The sequence below is a fragment of the Massilia sp. GCM10023247 genome (assembly GCF_042653325.1).
Lineage (GTDB): Bacteria > Pseudomonadota > Gammaproteobacteria > Burkholderiales > Burkholderiaceae_D > Telluria.
In genome coordinates this window covers 130,646-149,823 of sequence record NZ_JBHSIB010000026.1, presented here as the reverse complement: position 1 = coordinate 149,823, position 19,178 = coordinate 130,646, and the positions used below count along the sequence as shown (strand labels likewise).

The 19,178-nt window shown below is 65.9% G+C and carries 17 protein-coding genes; 13 read left to right on the top strand and 4 right to left on the bottom strand.

Annotated features, from left to right (window positions below; translation table 11 throughout):
- The first annotated feature begins 83 nt into the window (after nt 1-83).
- The 3 genes from ACFPAH_RS21545 (at nt 84) to ACFPAH_RS21535 (ending at nt 2,355) form a co-directional block, all read left to right on the top strand.
- On the top strand, nt 84-1,145 hold the full coding sequence (locus ACFPAH_RS21545) for an FKBP-type peptidyl-prolyl cis-trans isomerase (RefSeq protein WP_379749451.1): 1,062 nt from the start codon (nt 84-86) through the stop codon (nt 1,143-1,145).
- Between the two features lie 78 nt (nt 1,146-1,223).
- Nucleotides 1,224-1,496: a hypothetical protein gene (locus ACFPAH_RS21540; protein WP_379749448.1), complete on the top strand. Its 273-nt coding sequence runs from the start codon at nt 1,224-1,226 to the stop codon at nt 1,494-1,496.
- Nucleotides 1,497-1,569: 73 nt separating this feature from the next.
- Nucleotides 1,570-2,355 (top strand): Crp/Fnr family transcriptional regulator, encoded by a 786-nt coding sequence (locus ACFPAH_RS21535; protein ID WP_379749576.1) that lies wholly within the window; start codon nt 1,570-1,572, stop codon nt 2,353-2,355.
- A gap of 38 nt (nt 2,356-2,393) precedes the next feature.
- Here the strand turns inward: ACFPAH_RS21535 and ACFPAH_RS21530 are convergent, their stop codons facing one another.
- A complete protein-coding gene (locus ACFPAH_RS21530) occupies nt 2,394-3,119 on the bottom strand; it encodes an SDR family oxidoreductase (RefSeq protein WP_379749445.1) in 726 nt (241 codons plus the stop codon).
- 270 nt (nt 3,120-3,389) lie between these two features.
- Here ACFPAH_RS21530 and ACFPAH_RS21525 point away from each other — a divergent pair, with 270 nt between their 5' ends.
- A complete protein-coding gene (locus ACFPAH_RS21525) occupies nt 3,390-4,379 on the top strand; it encodes a GGDEF domain-containing protein (RefSeq protein ID WP_379749442.1) in 990 nt (329 codons plus the stop codon).
- A 9-nt stretch (nt 4,380-4,388) separates the two neighbouring features.
- Here ACFPAH_RS21525 and murB read toward each other — a convergent pair whose 3' ends face one another.
- The gene (gene murB / locus ACFPAH_RS21520; RefSeq protein ID WP_379749439.1) at nt 4,389-5,417 is read right to left on the bottom strand and encodes a UDP-N-acetylmuramate dehydrogenase; all 1,029 of its coding nucleotides are present in this window, start codon (nt 5,415-5,417) and stop codon (nt 4,389-4,391) included.
- 176 nt (nt 5,418-5,593) lie between these two features.
- Between murB and ACFPAH_RS21515 the strand changes: the two genes are divergently transcribed.
- From ACFPAH_RS21515 to ACFPAH_RS21485, 7 genes are all read left to right on the top strand, one after another.
- On the top strand, nt 5,594-6,079 hold the full coding sequence (locus tag ACFPAH_RS21515) for a YajQ family cyclic di-GMP-binding protein (RefSeq protein WP_379749437.1): 486 nt from the start codon (nt 5,594-5,596) through the stop codon (nt 6,077-6,079).
- A gap of 180 nt (nt 6,080-6,259) precedes the next feature.
- Complete coding sequence (locus ACFPAH_RS21510) at nt 6,260-7,525, top strand: nitronate monooxygenase (protein ID WP_379749435.1); 1,266 nt, start codon at nt 6,260-6,262, stop codon at nt 7,523-7,525.
- Between the two features lie 150 nt (nt 7,526-7,675).
- On the top strand, nt 7,676-10,084 hold the full coding sequence (locus ACFPAH_RS21505; protein WP_379749433.1) for an EAL domain-containing protein: 2,409 nt from the start codon (nt 7,676-7,678) through the stop codon (nt 10,082-10,084).
- 293 nt (nt 10,085-10,377) lie between these two features.
- Nucleotides 10,378-11,667 carry a sensor histidine kinase gene (locus ACFPAH_RS21500; protein WP_379749430.1) on the top strand — a complete coding sequence of 430 codons (1,290 nt, stop codon included), beginning with the start codon at nt 10,378-10,380 and terminating at the stop codon, nt 11,665-11,667.
- A gap of 68 nt (nt 11,668-11,735) precedes the next feature.
- On the top strand, nt 11,736-12,509 hold the full coding sequence (locus tag ACFPAH_RS21495; protein ID WP_379749428.1) for a LytR/AlgR family response regulator transcription factor: 774 nt from the start codon (nt 11,736-11,738) through the stop codon (nt 12,507-12,509).
- A 210-nt stretch (nt 12,510-12,719) separates the two neighbouring features.
- The gene (locus tag ACFPAH_RS21490) at nt 12,720-13,889 is read left to right on the top strand and encodes a histidine kinase (protein WP_379749426.1); all 1,170 of its coding nucleotides are present in this window, start codon (nt 12,720-12,722) and stop codon (nt 13,887-13,889) included.
- Nucleotides 13,890-14,057: 168 nt separating this feature from the next.
- Complete coding sequence (locus ACFPAH_RS21485; protein WP_379749424.1) at nt 14,058-15,071, top strand: porin; 1,014 nt, start codon at nt 14,058-14,060, stop codon at nt 15,069-15,071.
- Between the two features lie 63 nt (nt 15,072-15,134).
- Here ACFPAH_RS21485 and ACFPAH_RS21480 read toward each other — a convergent pair whose 3' ends face one another.
- Nucleotides 15,135-15,785 (bottom strand): class I SAM-dependent methyltransferase, encoded by a 651-nt coding sequence (locus tag ACFPAH_RS21480; RefSeq protein WP_379749422.1) that lies wholly within the window; start codon nt 15,783-15,785, stop codon nt 15,135-15,137.
- Nucleotides 15,786-15,809: 24 nt separating this feature from the next.
- Nucleotides 15,810-16,748 carry a CysB family HTH-type transcriptional regulator gene (locus tag ACFPAH_RS21475; RefSeq protein WP_379749420.1) on the bottom strand — a complete coding sequence of 313 codons (939 nt, stop codon included), beginning with the start codon at nt 16,746-16,748 and terminating at the stop codon, nt 15,810-15,812.
- Nucleotides 16,749-16,933: 185 nt separating this feature from the next.
- On the opposite strand from ACFPAH_RS21475, the gene ACFPAH_RS21470 reads away from it, so the two are divergent.
- On the top strand, nt 16,934-18,619 hold the full coding sequence (locus tag ACFPAH_RS21470) for a nitrite/sulfite reductase (protein WP_379749418.1): 1,686 nt from the start codon (nt 16,934-16,936) through the stop codon (nt 18,617-18,619).
- Entirely contained in the window at nt 18,612-19,169 is a 558-nt protein-coding gene (locus tag ACFPAH_RS21465; RefSeq protein ID WP_379749416.1) for a DUF934 domain-containing protein, read from the top strand. The genes ACFPAH_RS21470 and ACFPAH_RS21465 overlap by 8 nt, the downstream gene beginning before the upstream one ends.
- Nucleotides 19,170-19,178 lie beyond the last annotated feature (9 nt).

Genomic DNA, 19,178 nt, shown 5'->3' with positions numbered 1-19,178 from the left:
GCGCACCTGCGAAGGATCGCCTGGCGGTTGTTTCATATAAACAAATTAGCTGTCCTGAAAGACAGGAGCGGCGCCTGGCGGCAATGCGCTGTCATGCCCTGCTGCTGGCGGCCGGCATGGCGCTGAGCGCCTGCGGTGGCGGCGGTGGCGACGGCGGCACGCAGACGGCCGTCGTCGCGCCGCCGACCGCGGTCACGCCGCCGGCCACCCCGCCCACGACGCCGCCTGCGACGCCGCCTGCGACGCCGGTGACGCCGCCCGCCACCGCTTCGGTGCTGGAGAAGTATGCCGGCACCTGGTACGGCCCCTGCCAGGGCCGCATGCAGGACACCGCGACACTGGCCAGGGCCGGCGGCGGTGCGGATGCCTTGCAGCTGAACCTGGTGCGCAACTTCCATGATGCGCTCGGCTGCACCGGCAGCCCGATCGCCTCCGAGACGCTCAGCGCGGATTTTTCGCTGACCTACACCAGCACGGCGACGGCGCCGGCGGCCCTGGCGCCGAATACGGCAGCGGTCCCGGTCGCGCTCGACCTGGTCACGATCGCGGTGCCGGCCTACACGCGCACCCGCAGCGGGCCGGCGGTGACGACGACGGTCGAAAACGGGGTGCGCAACTGGTGCATTGCGTATTCCGACGGGCCGGTCTGCAGCGCCGATGCCGGGCAGCAGCCGGCGGCAAGCGCGCCCGGTGCGCTCTATCTCGACAAGGGCGAGCTGGTCCTGCTCTCGCCGGTCGGTGCCGGCTACCTGGCCGACAGCCGCTACACGAAAGACCGCGCCAGCACGCCGCAAGGCCAGGGGCCGGCCTTCCAGCGGATCGACACCACGCCCGGCAGCGGGACGCTGGCCACCTCGGGGCGCACTCTGACGGTGCATTACACCGGCTGGCTCTACGATGCGAGCAAGGTCGACTTCAAGGGGGCGCAATTCGACACCTCGGTCGGGCGGGCGCCCTTCACGTTCCGGCTCGGTGCCGGCCAGGTGATCCAGGGCTGGGAACAGGGGCTGACCGGGATGCGTGTCGGCGGCAAGCGCACCCTGATCGTTCCGGCGTCGATGGCTTACGGGCGGGCCGGCAGCGGCAGTGCGGTTCCGCCGGACGCGGCCCTGCTGTTCGAGATCGAGCTGATAGGCGTTCAGTAATGCATTTCATTATTTCGCAGAAAAGATTAACGAACATGACGCCCACAGGCAGCATGGAGCACGTCATTGGAGGTAGGGTTGGACAAGCCTTTGAAGGAGCGCCGCCAGGAGCGCCGCATCGATCCCATGCTGGCCACGCTGGTCGACGTGGCGCTCGCCTACCGCGAAAACCTGGGCAGCGAGGTGGCGCAAGCTTTCATGCGCGAGACCGACATGCCCGCGGCACTGGTGCAGCGCGTGCTCGCCGGCTCGGCCAGACAGCGCTCGGGCGTGCCGCGGCGCTGGACGCTGCGCGGCGTGCCCGGCCTGCCGGCGCCGGAGCGCATCGGGGACGGGCCTGCCCTTCCTTGAGCACAGGCCGGCGGCAGGCGCCGCCGCAAGTACGGTTCATCCTTCCCCTTTTTTCCCAACGATCGATCAAATGATGAGTGTCTCTAAGATAGAAGCAGGCCGGCAGCGCAGCGGCTGGCTGTGGTACACCGTGGAAGAGGTATGCAGCCTCCTGGACATCCGGCTTACCTTCCCGGTCAGCTGCGACAACCTGCTGTTCCAGCGTGTGCATTTCAAGGCCGGGCAGCATGTCTACCGGACCGGGCACACCTTCGACAACTTGTATGTCGTCAACACGGGCTTCCTGAAAATCGTGCAGTTCGACCAGTCCGACAACGAGCAGGTACTGAGTTTCCCGATGAGGGGCGACCTCATCGGTGTCGATGGCATCGATACCCGGCAGTACATGTCGGAAGCCGTCGCCTTGTCGGATTGCGATCTGGTCGTATTGCCGTTCAAGACCTTGTCCAGGCTGGGCCACCTGTATCCGGACGTGGAAAACATGGTGTATCGGATTATGAGCCGGGAGTTGATGAGGCGGCAGGCCAGCATCGGGATGCTCAGCACAATGTCGGCCGAGGCGCGGGTTGCCCGTTTTCTGGTGTCGCTTTCCGAACGCTTTGCCGCAATGGGCTACTCGTGCAGGACGTTCAACCTGCGCATGACACGCCAGGAAATCGGAAGCCATCTCGGCCTCACCCTGGAGACGGTCAGCCGCACGGTGTCCGGGTTTGCGGAGGCGGGGCTGATCACCATCCACCAGCGCGCCGTCAACATCAACGACCTGGAAGCACTCAAGGCCCTGCGGCGGCAGCCGTCGTCGCGCTCGCATGCGAAGTACGGGGCGCCAGGTCTGATTTGCGTGGCCCGGCGGCGCTGACGCCACCGCTTCCTGCCTCGACCCTCGCTATCCGCGCGCTAGGCCCGGCGCAGGTCGTCGGCCGGCCGGGCGCCGAAGCGCGGCGCCAGCAGGTAGTCGACCAGCGCCGCGGCGCACGCCTCGGGCGGAGTCAAGGCCCCTTCCTGCTTGAGCCGCTCGAAACGCTCCTTCATCGGAAAGCGCGCCGCGGGCGTGGCGCGGATCTCGGCCTGCATGCCGGTGTCGATCACGCCGGGCGCCAGGCTGCAGGCGCGCACCGCCGGGTCGGCGTCGAGCGCGACCGCTTCGGCATGCCGGTCGAGCGCGGCCTTGGTGGCGCAGTAGACGCTCCAGCCGGGATAGGCGCTGCGCCCGGCCCCGCTCGACACGTGCAGGATGCGCCGCTGCGCCCCCGGGCTGGCACGCACGGCGGCGGCAGCCAGCGCCAGCGGCGCCGCCACGTTCAGCGTGACGGCCTTGATGGCGTCGAGCGGGTCCTGTTCGGCGAGCGGCCCGACCGGCCAGACCACGCCGGCATTGTTAACCAGCAGCACGGCGCCCTCGCCCGCCAGCAAGGCGGCCAGCGCGTCGCCTGCCAGCCATGCGGACAAGGCCGCACTGTCGGACAGGTCGAGGGCGATTTCCTGGAGCAGGCCGGGGAAGCGGGCGGCGAGGCCCGGGGCCCCGCCCCTGGCCAGGCCCAGCACGGGAATGCCGCGCCCCAGCAGGTCGGCGGCGATGGCGGCGCCCAGGCCCTTGCTGTGGCCGGTGACGATGGCTTTCATGCGGTTCTCCTTTGCGCGAGGTAGGCAGGATAGCCGATTCGCCGGCGATGCCGCTTGGAGCGCCAAACAAAAATCCATCGCTGCGTTGCAGCGTCTCGCCGCACAACGGGTACTGTCTTCGACGCCGCTTCGGGTGGCCGCATCCCTTGCCCTGAAGGTTTTGTCAGGCGCCCTGACCGTTGTAAGCAGGCACGGCTGATAAATCAAATGCAACACATTTGTCATCTGCTCGGGGTAGAATGTGCCGCCCAGTCCCTCTCAGCCGATTCGATGTCACCTGTCCTCGCCTTCCTGCCGCCCCACCCCCGATGCCGCGTTTTGCTGGTGGGGGCGCCGCCTTTCGCCGCCGCGCTGCGCGAAATGCTGGCCGATGCCGGCGACATCGAATTGCACTTGAGCGACGCCGCCGGCGCCGCCCGCCAGGCGGCCGCGCTGCGGCCCGCGGTGATCGTGCGCGCCCTGCCCGGCGCCCAGGATTGCAGCGCCTTCGTGCGCGCCTGCCGCGGCGACGAGACCATGCGCGCGTTGCCGCTGCTGGTGCTGGCGCCCGGCTGCGACGGCATCCACCGCGAATCCGCGTTTGCCGCCGGCGCCACCGATTACCTGGCCGCCCTGCCCGGCAGGGCCGAGCTGCTGGCGCGCCTGCGCTACCACGCGGCGGTCAGCCGCGCCGTGGAAGAGCACGACGAGGCGCTGCGCCGCCTGCACGCCAGCCAGGATACGCTGGGACGCATCCAGGCCCAGCTCGACCGCCACGCCGGTGTCGATCCGCTCACCGGCATTCCGAGCCGCAACCGTTTCGACGAGGCGGCGCAGGCGGAATGGGGCCGCGCCCGCCGCAGCGGCCAGCCGCTCTCGCTGCTGGTGTGCGACATCGACAATTTCCATCATTTCAACGAACGCCTCGGGCGCGAGGCGGGCGACCTGTGCCTGCGCAAGCTGGCCGGCGTGCTGACCGGGCAGCTCAAGCGCCCGTCGGACCTGGCGGCGCGCTACGACGGCAAGCGCTTCGCGATCCTGCTGCCCGACACCAAGCTCGACGGCGCGGTGCAGGTGGCGGAGGCCTGCCGCACGGCACTGGAACACCTGGCCCTGTCGCATCCGCTGCCGGAGCGGCGCATCGTGACCATGTCGATCGGCGTGGCCAGCACCGTGCCGACCGAGGACGGCGCCTTCGAGACCGTCGTCACCCGCGCCGAGGAAGCGGTCAGCGCGGCCAAGGGACGCGGGCGCAACCGGGTGGCGGCCTTCCGGGTCTGATCCGCGCCCTTAGATAAAAACCGGTTCCGGTTCCAGTGCGACGCCGAAGCGTTCGAACACGTCGTCCTGGATCGCGCGCGCCAGCGCCAGCACCTCGGCGCCCGTCGCGCCGCCCTTGTTCACCAGCACCAGCGCCTGCTTCGGGTAGACCCCGGCGGCGCCCAGCTCCCTGCCCTTCCAGCCGCACTGGTCGATGAGCCAGCCGGCGGCCAGCTTTTCGCTGCCGTCCGGCTGGCGGTGGTGCACCAGCTGCGGATGCTGCGCCAGCAAGGCTTCGCACTGCGCGCCGCCCACCACCGGGTTCTTGAAGAAGCTGCCGGCGTTGCCGACCTCGGCCGGGTCGGGCAGCTTGCGGCGCCGGATCGCGACCACCGTGTCGCTCACCTGGCGCGGCGTCGGCGCCGCCAGGCCGGCCGCTTCCAGCGCGTTTGCCAGCTCGGCATAGCGCAGGTTCGGCTGCCAGGCGCGCGGCAGGGCGAAGGTAACGTCGAGCACCACCAGGCCGGCCCCTTCCGGATGCTTGAAGATGCTGTCGCGGTAGCCGAAACGGCAGTCGGCGCCGCGCAGCGTGCGGCGCGCGCCGCTGGCCGGATCGAACACGGTCAGCGAATGGAACACGTCCTTGATCTCGAGGCCGTAGGCGCCGATGTTCTGGATCGGGGCGGCGCCCACGGTGCCGGGAATGAGCGACAGGTTTTCCAGCCCGCCGAGACCCTGCCCGAGCGTATAGTCGACGAAACCGTGCCAGTTCTCGCCGGCGCCGGCGCGCACCAGCGTGCAGCCGTCCTCCTCGCCCACGATGGCGCGCCCGGGAATGGCCATGTGCAGCACCAGCGCATCGACGTCGCGCGTGAGCAGCACATTGCTGCCGCCGCCGAGCACGAAGCGCGGCAGGGACGCCAGCGCCGGGTCGGTGTGCAACTGTTCGAGCTGGGCCGGGCTCGTGACGCGCAGGTAACGGCGGGCACGCGCCGCCAGGCCGAAGGTGTTGAATGCTTGCAGGGAAACGTCGTGTTCGATGGGCAGGTCGTGGGGCATGGACTCGGAGGCGGAGCGGAACGTTGAACGGGAATCCATCCGATTATAGAGGCAAGCCCGGCGCTGCCGGAAATCCCCGTGCCGGGCAATGCTACCAAACGGTCGTACTATTTCCGGCTTGTCCGTTAAAATACCGGCAATCCAAATTCAGCAGTAACAGTTAAAAGGAAACCGCCATGCCATCGTTTGACGTGGTCTGCGAAGCAGACATGGTCGAAGTGAAGAATGCCGTCGAGCAATCGAACAAGGAAATCACCACCCGCTTCGACTTCAAGGGCAGCTCGGCCAAGGTCGAGCAGAAGGAGCGCGAACTGACCCTGTTCGCCGATTCCGACTTCCAGTTGAGCCAGGTGCGCGACGTGCTCGTCAACAAAATGACGAAGCGGAAAGTCGACGTGCGTTTCCTCGACGAGGAAAAGATCGAGAAGATCGGCGGCGACAAGGTCAAGCAAGTCATCAAGGTGCGCAACGGCATCGAGACCGAGGACGCCAAGAAGATCACCAAGGCGATCAAGGAAAGCAAGATGAAGGTCCAGGCCAGCATCCAGGGCGAAACCGTGCGCGTCACGGGTGCCAAGCGCGACGACCTGCAGGCCGCGATGGCCCTGCTGCGCAAGGACATCCAGGACCTGCCGCTGGCATTCAACAATTTCCGCGATTAATCGGCGTGCCGATTAATTAAATTCTGACATATGTCCGCGGCGGGGCCGGTAGGCCTCGCCGTCGCCAACGGCCGCGCTCCACCCCAATGTGCTTGGGGTAGAATTGAGGCTGCACAAACTCGTTCAATCTGCGATGGCGCGGTTTTGAGCGAACGCAACTTTGGTAGTCTAAGGATAGCAATGAAACGTGTTGATGATTTCCGCCTGCGTCTGGGCAACAAGGAATATGTGCCCATCATGATTGGCGGAATGGGCGTGGACATTTCGACCTCCGAGCTGGCGCTGGAAGCGGCGCGCCTGGGCGGCATCGGCCATATCTCGGACGCGATGGTGCAGGACGTTTCGGACCGCAAGTTCGATACCACCTTCGTCAAGGACAAGACCAAGCTCTACAAGTTCAACATCAACAACATGGACAAGGCCGTGGTGCAGTTCGACCTCGAGCGCCTGGCCGAGGCGACCCGCCTGCACGTGGGCGCGACGATGGCGGCGAAACAGGGCGATGGCCTGATTTTCGTGAACTGCATGGAAAAGCTGACCATGAACGCGCCGAAGGAGACGCTGCGCACGCGCCTGTCCGCGGCGCTGGACGCGGGCATCGACGGCATCACCATGTCGGCCGGCCTCCACCTCGGCTCGTTCGAACTGATCAAGGACCACCCGCGTTTCCGCGAAGCGAAACTCGGCATCATCGTGTCGTCCGTGCGCGCGCTGCAACTGTTCCTGCGCAAGGTCTCGAAACTGAACCGCCTGCCCGACTTCGTCATCGTCGAAGGCCCGCTGGCCGGCGGCCACCTGGGCTTCGGCTTCGACTGGAACAAGTACGACCTGCACACGATCATCGACGAAATCCTCGCCTACATGCGCGCGGAAAACATCGACATCCCGCTGATCGCGGCCGGCGGCGTGTTCACCGGCTCGGACGCCGTCAGCTTCCTCGAAAAAGGCGTCGGCGGCGTGCAGGTGGCCACGCGCTTCACCGTGACCCACGAATGCGGCCTGCCCGACAGCGTCAAGCAGGAGTATTTCCGCGCCAGCGAGGAAGACATCATCGTCAACGGCATCTCGCCGACCGGCTATCCGATGCGCATGCTGAAAAGCACGCCGGCCATCGGTTCCGGCATCCGCCCGGGCTGCGAATCCTACGGCTACCTGCTCGACGCCACCGGCAACTGCGCCTACATCAACTCGTACAACCGCGAGGTGCTGGCCAACCCGGATGTGAAAAACCCGCCGGTGATGGACAAGACCTGCCTGTGCACGCACATGCGCAATTTCAATTGCTGGACCTGCGGCCACTACACTTACCGTCTCAAGGACACGACCCACAAGCTCGACGACGGCAACTACCAGATCCTGAGCGCCGAGCACGTGTTCAAGGACTACCAGTTCAGCACCGGCAACGAGATCGCCCTGCCCGAACGCGAGGCCAGCGCGGCGGCGTAAGACCGCGGCCCGCAAGGCCGCGCCCGCGTGACGAAGAGCCACCGCATGCCGGTGGCTCTTTGCTTTTGCACAGACGCGACAAACCTGCGGGAACGCGTGTAGGCTTAGCGAGTCCAACTGAGGATGCCCAACTACCCATAGGCGCCCAGCATGAGCTTGCCAGTACCGACTGCCCGCGCTGCCTTCCTGGTCGATGAGTCCGGCATCATCGCTGCCTGGAACGAGGCCTGCCAGCGGCTGCTCGGGTTCGCGCCGCAGGGGGCGCTCGGCCAGCCGCTCTGGTCCTTGCTCATCGGCGTCGATGCGGCGGGCAGCGAGGAGCGCTGGCGCGCCCTCGCCAACGGCCACGGCCATACCAACCCGGTCGCCATGCGCCATGCCGACGGCCTCACGGTCCAGGCCGACCTGGCACTGCTGCCCCAGGCCGGGCCGGGAGGCGCCGTCCAGTCCTGGGTCGCCTTCATCGACAACGTCCACGACGATTCCACGCCCGAGTCCGAACTGGTCGGGCGCACCCCGCTGGCGCGCCTGGTCGATGTCCTGCCCGGCACCTTCTATGCGATCAACCGCGCGGGCCGCTTCGTGCTGTGGAACCGCAACCATGAGCGCATCACCGGACTCAGCTCCGAGGAAACGGCCGCCACCAGCGCCGTCGAGCTGTTCGACCTCGATACCCGGCCCCTGATCGCCGAGAAAATCCGCCAGGTGTTCGAGGACAACCAGGAAGTCATGATCGAAGCCGACGTCGTCTCGCGCAGCGGCCGCGAAACGCCGATGCTGCTGTGCGGCTCGCGCATCGCCTGCGACAGCGGCGAGTACCTGTTCGGCATGGGGCTCGACATCTCCGAGCGGCGCCGCCAGGAACGCGCGCTGCGCCTGCGCGAACGGGCGCTGCACGCGGCCAACAACGGCATCGTGATCACCCGCATCGAGGGGCGCGACTGCCCGATCGAATACGTCAACCCGGCCTTCGAACGCATCAGCGGCTACCCGGCCGCCGAGGTCATCGGCCGTGATTCGCGCTTCATGGCCGCGCCCGGCATGGACAGCAACGAACGCGCCCGGGTGCACGACGCCATCGCCGCGCGCCAGCCGGTCAACGTGGTGTTTCGCAACCTGCGCAAGAACGGCGAGCTGTTCTGGAACGACCTGAGCATCACGCCCGTGCTCGACGAACATGGCGAGGCCACCCATTTCATCGGCATCATCATGGACGTCACCGCCAGCAAGCAGCGCACGGCCCACCTCGAGCACGAAGTCAACCACGACGCCCTCACCGGCCTGGCCAACCGCAACCTGCTGTGGGACCGGATCGAGCATGCGCTGCACCTGTCGCAGCGCCAGAAGTCGCTGGTTGCCGTCGTGCTCATCGACCTGAACAACTTCAAGAACATCAACGACAGCTTCGGCCACGAGGCAGGCGACGTCGTGCTCAAGGTGGTGGCGCGGCGCCTGCAGGCCTCGGTGCGCGACAGCGACACGGTGGCGCGGCTGTCGGGCGACGAATTCGTGCTGGTGCTGGTCAACCAGCCTTCGCTGCGCTACACGCTGCGCATGATCGAGCGCCTGCGCCAGGGCCTGACCCAGCCGGTTTCGTTCATGCACAAGGAAATCGCGGTCGGCGCCAGCCTGGGCGTGTCGGTGTATCCGCACGACGGCGTCACCACGGCCGACCTGATCCGCGCGGCCGACGTCGCCATGTACCACGCCAAGGCGACCGGGCGCGACGAAATCTATTTTTTCTCGACCGACATGAAGTCGACCACCGAGGCGCGCCACGAACTCGATTCCGGCATGGCGCATGCGATCGAGCGCAACGAACTGTTCATGCTGTACCAGCCCTCGATCGATGCGCGCAACGGGCGCGTGATCTGCTTCGAAGCCCTGCTGCGCTGGCGCCATCCGCAGCACGGCGTGCTGCTGCCGGCCGCCTTCCTCCAGGAAGCCGAGGAAAACGGGCGCATCGTCCAGTTCGGCGCCTGGGTGCTCGACCAGGCCTGCGCCTTCCTGCGCGACCTCAAGGAGCTCGGCATCACCGACGTGCCGGTGGCGGTGAACGTCTCGGCGCGCGAATATGGCCAACAGGATTTTGTTTCCGGCATCGCCGCGCGCCTGTCCCAGTACGGCCTCGCGCCCGGCAGCCTGCAGATCGAACTGCGCGAAGAAACCCTGATCCGCAACCCGGGCCAGGTGCGCGACCTGGCCAGCCAGCTGCGCCAGCTCGGCCTGATGCTGTCGGTGGACGAATTCGGCCACGGCATGTCCGACCTCGGCTTCCTGCGCGAACTGTGCGTGGGCCAATTGAAACTGGCCCAGGAAGCCGTGCACGCCATTACCGCCGACGAGCCCGACGGCGGCGAAGGCAGCACCATGGCGCGCACCCTGATCGACATCGGCCACAACCTGAACATGCCGGTGATCGGCGAAGCGGTGGAAACCCGGGCACAGCGCGATTTTCTCACTTCGCACGGTTGCGAGGCCTTGCAGGGCATGCTGTTGCGCGAGCCCCTGGCGGCCGACGAGGCGCGCGAGCTGGTGCGGGACCGGATGCCGGCTTGACGCCGGGTGGATGCGGGCGCTGCGGGTTTGCTACAGCGCCAACAAGCCGGTGGCGTCGGGAGCGGTTCGCCGCCCGCTCCACCCTGCACGCGTTCCCGCGCCGATGCATTCCACTCCCCGCTTCCTGCAGGCTGTCGCAAAGCGGCTGCCCGCTCCGGGCCAGGCGAGTAAAGTTGCATCATTCCAACACCTGCGCCGGTCCGCCTTCTGTTCTGCGGAGCAGTTTTTCGGCACCGGGCTGCCGGGACGCGGTACACTCGCTGCGCCCATGAATCGATGACCAGACCCTGACCATGCAAGCCCGTAGCTCCGCCAACCATTACTTTGCCGGCCTCCTGTCGTCGCTGTACCGCGCCTTCGACGCGGTCGCGACCTGGGTGACCCAATTGTCGTGGTGGATGTTTTTCCTGTTCGCGGCCTTGCTGCTGATCGCCGGCTTCATCCTGGAAGACATCCTGTTTTCGGGCAGCCAGGTCGACATCGCGGCCGCCGAGCGCGCCGCCCGCCGCGACCAGGCCAGCATCGTGATCGACGACAGCGGCATCCGCTTCAACCCGCGCAACAAGCCGCGGCCTCCCACGCCGGAAACACCGCCACAGCCACCGCAGCCGCCGGGCCTGGCGGAGCCGCCGCCTGGACCGGTCCCGGGCGCGGCGCCGCCCAAGGCCATGCAGCCGAACGGCGACGCCGTCCACATCGAACTGCCGCCGCAGATCGCCGAAGAACTGTCGGTGGCGATCGAAGGGGCCGTCGACGATGCGGCCGAAGCGAAAGTGTCGCGTTACCACAAACAGGCATCGACCTGGTTCACCAGCTTCGTGCTGCTGCTGGTGTTGACCCTGTTCGGCATCAAGGCCCTGATGGGCGGCAAGAAACGCGCCGAGCAGCAGACCCGCAACGCGAACGCCGCCGCCGAGCGCGAATCAATGCAGCGCCAGCTCTCGGAAACGAAGATGCAGATGATGCAGGCCCAGGTCGAGCCGCACTTCCTGTTCAACACGCTGGCCTCGGTCGAACACCTGATCGAGACCAATCCGCCACGCGCCTCGGCCATGCAGCGCAGCCTGATCCAGTACCTGCGCGCGGTGCTGCCGCAAATGCGCGACAACACCCTCGTCACCGACCTCGGGCGCGAGGTGGACATGGTGACGGCCTACCTGGACCTGCTCAAGATGCGCATGGAAGAGCGGCTGACGGTCGACATGCGCATCCCCGATGCGCTCAGGAGCGCCGCGTTTCCGCCGATGATGCTCCAGTCGATGGTCGAGAACGCCATCAAGCACGGCCTCGAATGCAAGCCCGAGGGCGGCACCCTGAAAGTCACGGCCGACGTGGTCGACGGCAAATTGCGCCTGACCGTCACCGACGACGGCGTCGGCTTCGGCGTGGTGCCGAGCAAGGGCACCGGACTCGGCCTGCCGACCATCCGCGAGCGCCTGCGCCTGCTGCACGGCGACGCCGGCCAGCTCCACATCGCGGCCAACAGCCCGAGCGGCGTGATCGCCATGGTCGAGGTGCCCTACCAGGTGTCGCAGGCCCCTGCCGCCAAAGGCCGCGCCGCCCAGGGCGCCGAGGCGAGGTAAGCGATGGCTTGCCTGCCGCGCTGTTTTCTTGAATAATTGTCACTCTCTTTTTCCGACCGGATTACACCATGCCTACCGCGATTATTGCCGACGATGAAAGATTGATGCGCGACCAGTTGCGCATGCGCCTGGAGCAGGTGTGGCCGGAACTGGAAATCGTGGGCGAAGCCAAGAACGGCGAGGAAGCAGTGGAACTGGTCGGCCAGCACAAGCCCGACTTCACTTTCCTGGACATCCGCATGCCGGGCAAGACCGGCATCGAAGCGGCGCGCGAAATCGGCGACCGCAGCCAGATCGTGTTCGTCACCGCCTACGACCAGTATGCGGTCGAGGCCTTCGAGCGCGGCGCGGTCGACTACGTGCTCAAGCCGTCCGAACCGGAGCGCCTGAAGGTGACGGTCGAACGCCTCAAGGAGCGGCTGCGGGCCCGCCTCGGCGAGCCGGGCGGCGCGGTCAACGACAGCGTCACCGCCATGCTGTCGCAGCTGGCCGAAAAGATCGCCGCCCCGAAACCGAAGCACCTGCAATGGATCCAGGCCAGCATCGGCCAGGACTTGCGCATGATCCCGGTCGAGGACATCCTGTTCTTCCGCTCCGACGAGAAATATACCTGCGTTCAGACCGCGACCTTCGAAGCCCTGATCCGCAAGCCGGTGCGCGACCTGGCCGACGAACTCGACCCCGCCCTGTTCTGGCAGATCCACCGCGCCACCCTCGTCAACGTCAACGCCATCGAGGGCGTGACGCGCGACATCCGCGGCCGCCACCTGGTGCTGGTCAAGGGCCGCCCGGAAAAACTCGAAGTCAGCCGCAGTTTCCTGCACCTGTTCAAGCAGATGTAATACCGGCGGGTTTCCTGGAGCGAACATGCGTAAACGGCTTTTGCTACCCTTGGCGGTTTTCCAAAGCACGACTGCGTGGGCACGAGTGCCCACCCTACCTTGCGCGTCACCCGTGGCAGCCCCGCTTGTGCCTGCTCAACCATACCCAGCCGCGCGCGCCGTATCGTAGCGTTTGGTCCGCGCACGCGGACGTTACAGCAGGCTTACCACATGAAACGACAGCGCAACCTGCGTCCCGGCAAGGCCGGCCTGGCCATGTTCGGGCTCGGTTACCTGGCCGCGCGCCTGCTCGACCGCGTCAGGCGCAGCGAGGCCGGCGACGCCCCGCTGCTGCACAGCCGGCGCATCGTCCACAACGCGGGCGAAGCCATCATCTCGGCCGACGAGACCAGCCGCATCGTGCTGGCCAACCCGGCGGCCGCCAGCATGTTCGGCGTCAGCGTGAACGAGATGCAGGGCAGCCCGCTGGCGCGCTTTATCGAGGTACCGCGCGAGGCCCCGCGCGAGCATAACGGTGCGCCGCCCGACTATTTCCCGGCCGACGGACGGGCCGGCCGGCGCGGCACCGATTACGCCGGCACCGGCCTGCGCCCCAAGGGCGAACGCTTCGCCATCGAAGGCTCGATCGCCGATACCCTGCAGGACGGGCACACCCTGTATACGATCATCCTGCGCGACGTCTCCGAGCGCCAGCGCGTGCAGCGCAAGCTGGCGCGCTCGCACGACCAGCTGCGCCAGCTGTCGGCGGCGCTCCAGACCATCCGCGAGGAAGAGCGCACCCACATCGCGCGCGAACTGCACGACGACCTCGGCCAGCTGCTCGCCTCGCTGCGCATGGACCTGACCCTGCTGCGCGAGGCCTGCGGCGCCGCGCCGAATGCGCAGCACCTGATCGAGGGCATGGACGGCAACCTGCTGACGGCGATCACCTCGCTGCGCCGCATCGCCACCAACCTGCGCCCGCGCGCCCTCGACGAGGGCGGCCTCTATTTCGCGCTGCAGGGCTTGCGCGACGATTTCGTCGAGCGCCACGGCATTGCCTGCACCCTGCTCGCCGACGAGGCCGAGCTGCGCCTGGACGACGCGGCCAGCACCGCCGTGTTCCGCATCGTCCAGGAAGCGCTCACCAACGTCGCGCGCCATGCCCAGGCCACCAGCGTGACGATGAATCTGTACCGCCTCGACCACCAGCTCCTGATCACGATCCGCGACGACGGCCGCGGCATCCGCGAGGAAGACCTCGACAAGGCCGAGTCGCTCGGCCTGATCGGCATGCGCGAGCGCGTCTGGGCCCTGAAGGGAGACATCTCCGTCAGCGCCGACGAACCGCCCGGCACCCGCATCGACATCGTGCTGCCGGTAACCGACCATACGGTGTAGCCCTTCTTCCTCATCCGACGCGCAGCTGTCCCCGGCTGCACGTCGGCGTAATGGAGCCTTGGTACGCCTCTGTCATCAGCAGGAAATATTGACCCGATAAGATGCGCTGGACCTTGAGTTTGACAACTTGCCAACTCAATCCTTCGTCATACCTTATTGGAGATCTTCATGCATTACAAAGCCCTGGCCGCTGCGCTGGTCACGACCCTGCCGCTGTTCGCGCATGCGCAAACCAACGTCACCATCTACGGCATCATGGATGCAGCCGTCGCCGTCGAGGACACGGATGCGCCGGGCGAAAAGCGCCGCACTGTCATCAATTCGGGCAACCAGTCGAGCAGCCGCCTGGGATTCCGCGGCACTGAAGACCTGGGCAATGGCCTGAAGGCGGTATTCAACATCGAAGCGGGCGTCGCGCTCGACACCGGCGCGTCCGACTCCGCCCTCTTCGGCCGCCGCGCCGTGGTCGGCCTGGAAGGCGGCTTCGGCCTGCTGACCGTGGGCCGCGAGTACAGCCCGATCGCGGCAATCGCTTCCGCCACCGACGCCTTCGGCCAGGGCTTCTACGGCAGCAACCTGTCGGCCTTCACCAGCAACCGCCTGACCCGCCGCCTGTCGAATTCGGTCAACTTCAAGAGCGCGCCGATGGGCGGCTTCTCGCTGCTGGCAGCCTACTCGGCCGGCGAGCGCACGGCCGACCCGTCGGGCAGCCTGATGGGCGTGGCACTGGAATACAAGAACGGCCCGTTCTACCTTGGTGCCGGTTACCACCGCCTGGAGCGCGTGGCGCTCGAAGACGACAAGGAAATGGCGGTCGGTATCGGCTACAAGCTGGGCAGCTTCGACCTCAAGGCCAACTACCTGAACGCGGACCAGGCCGGCCCGAACAACGAATTCGAGCAGATCAACGTCGGCGGCAACTACACTGCGGGCGCGAACAAGTTCTTCGTGAACCTGCAGCGCAACGAACTCGAAAGCGGCGCCCGCGGCAATGCCTGGGCCCTGGCCTACGCCTACTCGCTGTCCAAGCGCACCAGCCTGTACACCAGCTACGGCACGATGCGCAACAACGAGCGCGCCGTGTTCGGCCTGAACTCGTCCTCGACCAACGTGACGCCGCCGGCGACCGCGCTGGGCGCCGATCCGAGCGCGTTCACGGTGGGTGTGCGCCACGCGTTTTGATGTGACGAGATGAGGTAAACGACGAACGCGCGTGCTGCCACGCGCGTTCGTTTTTCGTACGCCTTATTTCAGGCGGCAGGTCAGGATCCAGAAGAACTCGATGCGCTCGATCTTGATTTCCTTGCCCACATTCCCCAGCCGCTTTCTCAGCGCGCTGTCCGACTGGTAGCTCTTCGGCAGTTCGAAACGCTCGCCCTCGGGCGTGGTCAGGATCTGGTACGTGGTGCCATCCGCGTCCGTGCGGGCAATGGTTTCGCTGAAGCCTTCGACGAAGGAATCGTCGAGGATCACCAGTAGCACGTCCTTGCCCAGGCGTTTCTTGAGTGTCGCGAGCAGTTGCTCCTGCTCTTTCTTGTTCAGGTGCGACCAGAGAAAGCTCACCAGCACCGCGCTGAACTTGCCGATGTCTTCCGGCAGGTCGAGCGCGTCGGCGACACGGAAATTGACCTTGCCCTCCGGCATGCCACGCTCGCGGGCGATGTCGACCAGGCCGGCATTGATGTCCAGCGCCAGCACCGATTGCGCCGACTCTGCCACGATTTCGGTCCAGAACCCGGTGCCGCAGCCCAGTTCCAGCACCGTATGCCCGGACAGCACATTGCCCAGGTGGATGCTCATGTCGTCGATGTCTTCGTCCATGTCCGGCTCGAGGTACTTGTCCTCGCCGGCCTCGCCCAGCAGGGCGTAATACTTTGCAACTTGTTGATTGTTCATACTTTTCTCTGACAGTTCGTCGCTTTACAGCTCATAGTTCTCGCCGCCGCGCATCGCCGACTCCACCATCTTGCGGTTCAGGCTGGGCGCCAGCAGTTCGATGAAGGTATAGATATAGCTGCGCAGGTAGGCGCCCTGCTTCACCGCCACGCGCGACACGTTCATCCCGAACAGGTGCCCGACCGGAATCGTGCGCAGGTTGCGGTCGCGCTCGGCGTCGAAGGCCATGCCGGCAATGATGCCGACCCCCATCCCGAGCTCGACATAGGTCTTGATGACGTCGGCATCGATGGCTTCCAGCAGCACGTCCGGCTTCAGGTCGCGCAAGCTGAAGGCGTGGTCGATCTTGCTGCGCCCCGCAAAGGCGGCATCATAGGTGATCAAGGGATAGGTCGCAATTTCTTCCAGCGAGATCGCCTTCGAGCGCAGCAGTTCATGGTCGGGCGGCACCACGAGCACGTGCTCCCACTGGTAGCAGGGCAAGGTCACCAGGCCGTCGATGGCGGCGATCGCCTCGGTGGCGATGGCGAGGTCGGCCTGCCCGATCTTGACCATGTCGGCGATCTGTTTCGGGTTGCCCTGCAGCAAAGACAAGCGCACTTTCGGGAATTTGCCCATGAAGGCCTGCACTACCTTGGGCAGGATGTAGCGTGCCTGGGTGTGCGTGGTGGCAATCGTGAAGCTGCCGCTGTCGTGGGCCGCGTATTCCTTGCCGATCCGTTTCAGGCTGTCGATCTCCTGCATGATCAGCTCGACCGATTGCAGCACCAGCCGGCCCGGCTCGGTCAGGCCGCGAATGCGCTTGCCGTGACGGGTAAAGATGTCGACGCCGAGCTCTTCCTCGAGCTCGATGATGGCCTTCGACACGCCCGGCTGGGACGTGAACAGCGCCTTGGCCGCGTCGGTCAGGTTGTAGTTCTGGCGCACGGCTTCGCGCACGAAACGCAGTTGGTGGAGGTTCATTCCTGTTGTTGTGTGTTGTGTGGAAGGGATTCCTGGAAAAGCCAATCGCTATTTTATGCGATTGCTTATGCCCCTACCGTATATAAGCAAATAAATTGTCAGTAGTTTGGAATAAAGCTCCCAGCCATTACCATCGGACTTAGCTTAGAGGGTTTACAACAACCCGCCCTTACAGGATTACGAATATGTACAAGTATGACCAGTACGACCATCTCATCGTTCGCGAGCGCATCGCCCAGTACCGCGACCAGGTGGCGCGCCGCCTGAACGACGAGCTGACCGAAGAAGAGTTCCTGCCGCTGCGCCTGCAGAACGGCCTGTACATGCAGCGCCATGCCTACATGCTGCGCATCGCCGTGCCCTACGGCCTGCTGAACACCCAACAAATGCGGATGTTCGCCCACATCGCGCGCAAGTACGACCGCGGCTACGGCCACTTCACGACGCGCCAGAACATCCAGTTCAACTGGATCGAGCTGGAGCAGACGCCGGACATCCTGCTTGACCTGGCCTCGGTCGAAATGCACGCGATCCAAACCTCGGGCAATTGCATCCGCAACATCACGACCGACGAGTTCGCCGGCGTGGCTGCCGATGAGATCATGGACCCGCGCCCCTTCGCCGAGATCCTGCGCCAGTGGAGCACCTTCCACCCCGAGTTCATCGCCTTGCCGCGCAAGTTCAAGGTGGCGATCAACGGCGCCGTCGAAGACCGCGCCGCGATCGCCATCCACGACATCGGCCTGACCCTGGTCCACAACGAGGCGGGCGAGGCCGGCTTCAAGTTCATGGCCGGCGGCGGCATGGGCCGCACCCCGATCATCGGCAGCGTGATCCGCGACTTCCTGCCATGGCAGCACCTGCTGACCTATACCGAAGCCGTGATGCGCGTCTATAACTCGTATGGCCGCCGCGACAACAAGTACAAGGCCCGCATCAAGATCCTGCTGAAGTCGCTCGGCGTGGAGGAATTCGCGCGCCTGGTCGAGGAAGAGTGGCAAGACCTGAAGGACGGCCCGGAAACCCTGACCCGCGAAGAGTACGACCGCGTGGCGGCGTACTTCGAAGCGCCCGCCTACGAGACCCTGCCCGCCATCGACCCGCTGGCCGCGCACGCGGACAGCAAGCCCTTCGCGAACTGGCTGCAGCGCAACGTCAAGCCGCACAAGGTGCCGGGCTACGCCTCGGTCGTGCTGTCGCTGAAGAAAACCGGCGTGCCGCCGGGCGACGCGACCGCCGAGCAGATGGACTTCGTGGCCGATCTGGCCGACAAGTTCAGCTTCGGCGAACTGCGCGTGACCCACGAGCAAAACCTGGTGCTGGCGGACGTCAAGCAGTCGGACCTGTTCGAGGTCTGGACCCTGGCCAAGTCGAAAGGCCTGGCGACCCCGAACATCGGTTTGCTGACCGACATCATCTCCTGCCCGGGCGGCGATTTCTGCTCGCTGGCGAACGCGAAGTCGATCCCGATCGCGGCCGCCATTGCCGAACGTTTCGACAATCTCGATTTCCAGCACGACATCGGCGACATCGAACTGAACATCTCGGGCTGCATCAATGCCTGCGGCCACCACCACGTCGGCTCCATCGGCGTGCTCGGCGTCGACAAGGACGGCAGCGAGTGGTACCAGGTGTCGATCGGCGGCGCCCAGGGCAATAACGCGGCCATCGGCAAGATCATCGGCCCCTCGTTCTCGGGCACCCAGATGCCGGAAGTGATCGACCGCCTGTTGCAGGTCTATGTCGGACAGCGCTTCGAAGGCGAGCGTTTCGTCGACACCGCGCAGCGCCTCGGTATCGCGCCATTCAAGGAACACGTGTATGCCACGCCGATCTCGGCAGGCGAACTGGTTGGGGAAGACCATGCTTGAAGCACATAAAGAAATTATCCGCGGCCGCGAAGTCGTGCCTGACGACTGGAGCGTGCTGCGCCTGGCCGAGGGCGAGGCTGCCGAGACCACCGTCGTCCCGGAAGGCAAGGTCATCGTGCCGCTGACGGTCTGGCTGGCGCAAAAAGAAACCTTGTCGCAACGGCCCGAACTGGGCGTGTGGATCGCCGCCGACGAACGCTTCGAGCAGCTCAAGGGCGACTCAAGCCGCTTCCAGGTGATTGCAGTCGACTTCCCGAAGTTCAGCGACGGTCGCGGCTATTCGATCGCCTACAACGTGCGGCGCCGCCTCGGCTATACGGGCGAACTGCGCGCCATCGGCGACGTGCTGCGCGACCAGTTGTTTTCGATGTCGCGCGTCGGCTTCAATGCCTACGCCACGCGCCAGGACCGCTCGATCCACGACGCATTGAAGGGCCTGACCGTGTTCTCCGAAACCTACCAGGCCTCGGTCGACCAGCCGCTGCCGCTGTTCCGCCGCAAGGAACGCGACATTCCGCCGGAGCACCTTGATACCGGCGCCGGGATCTGAGGCAACGAG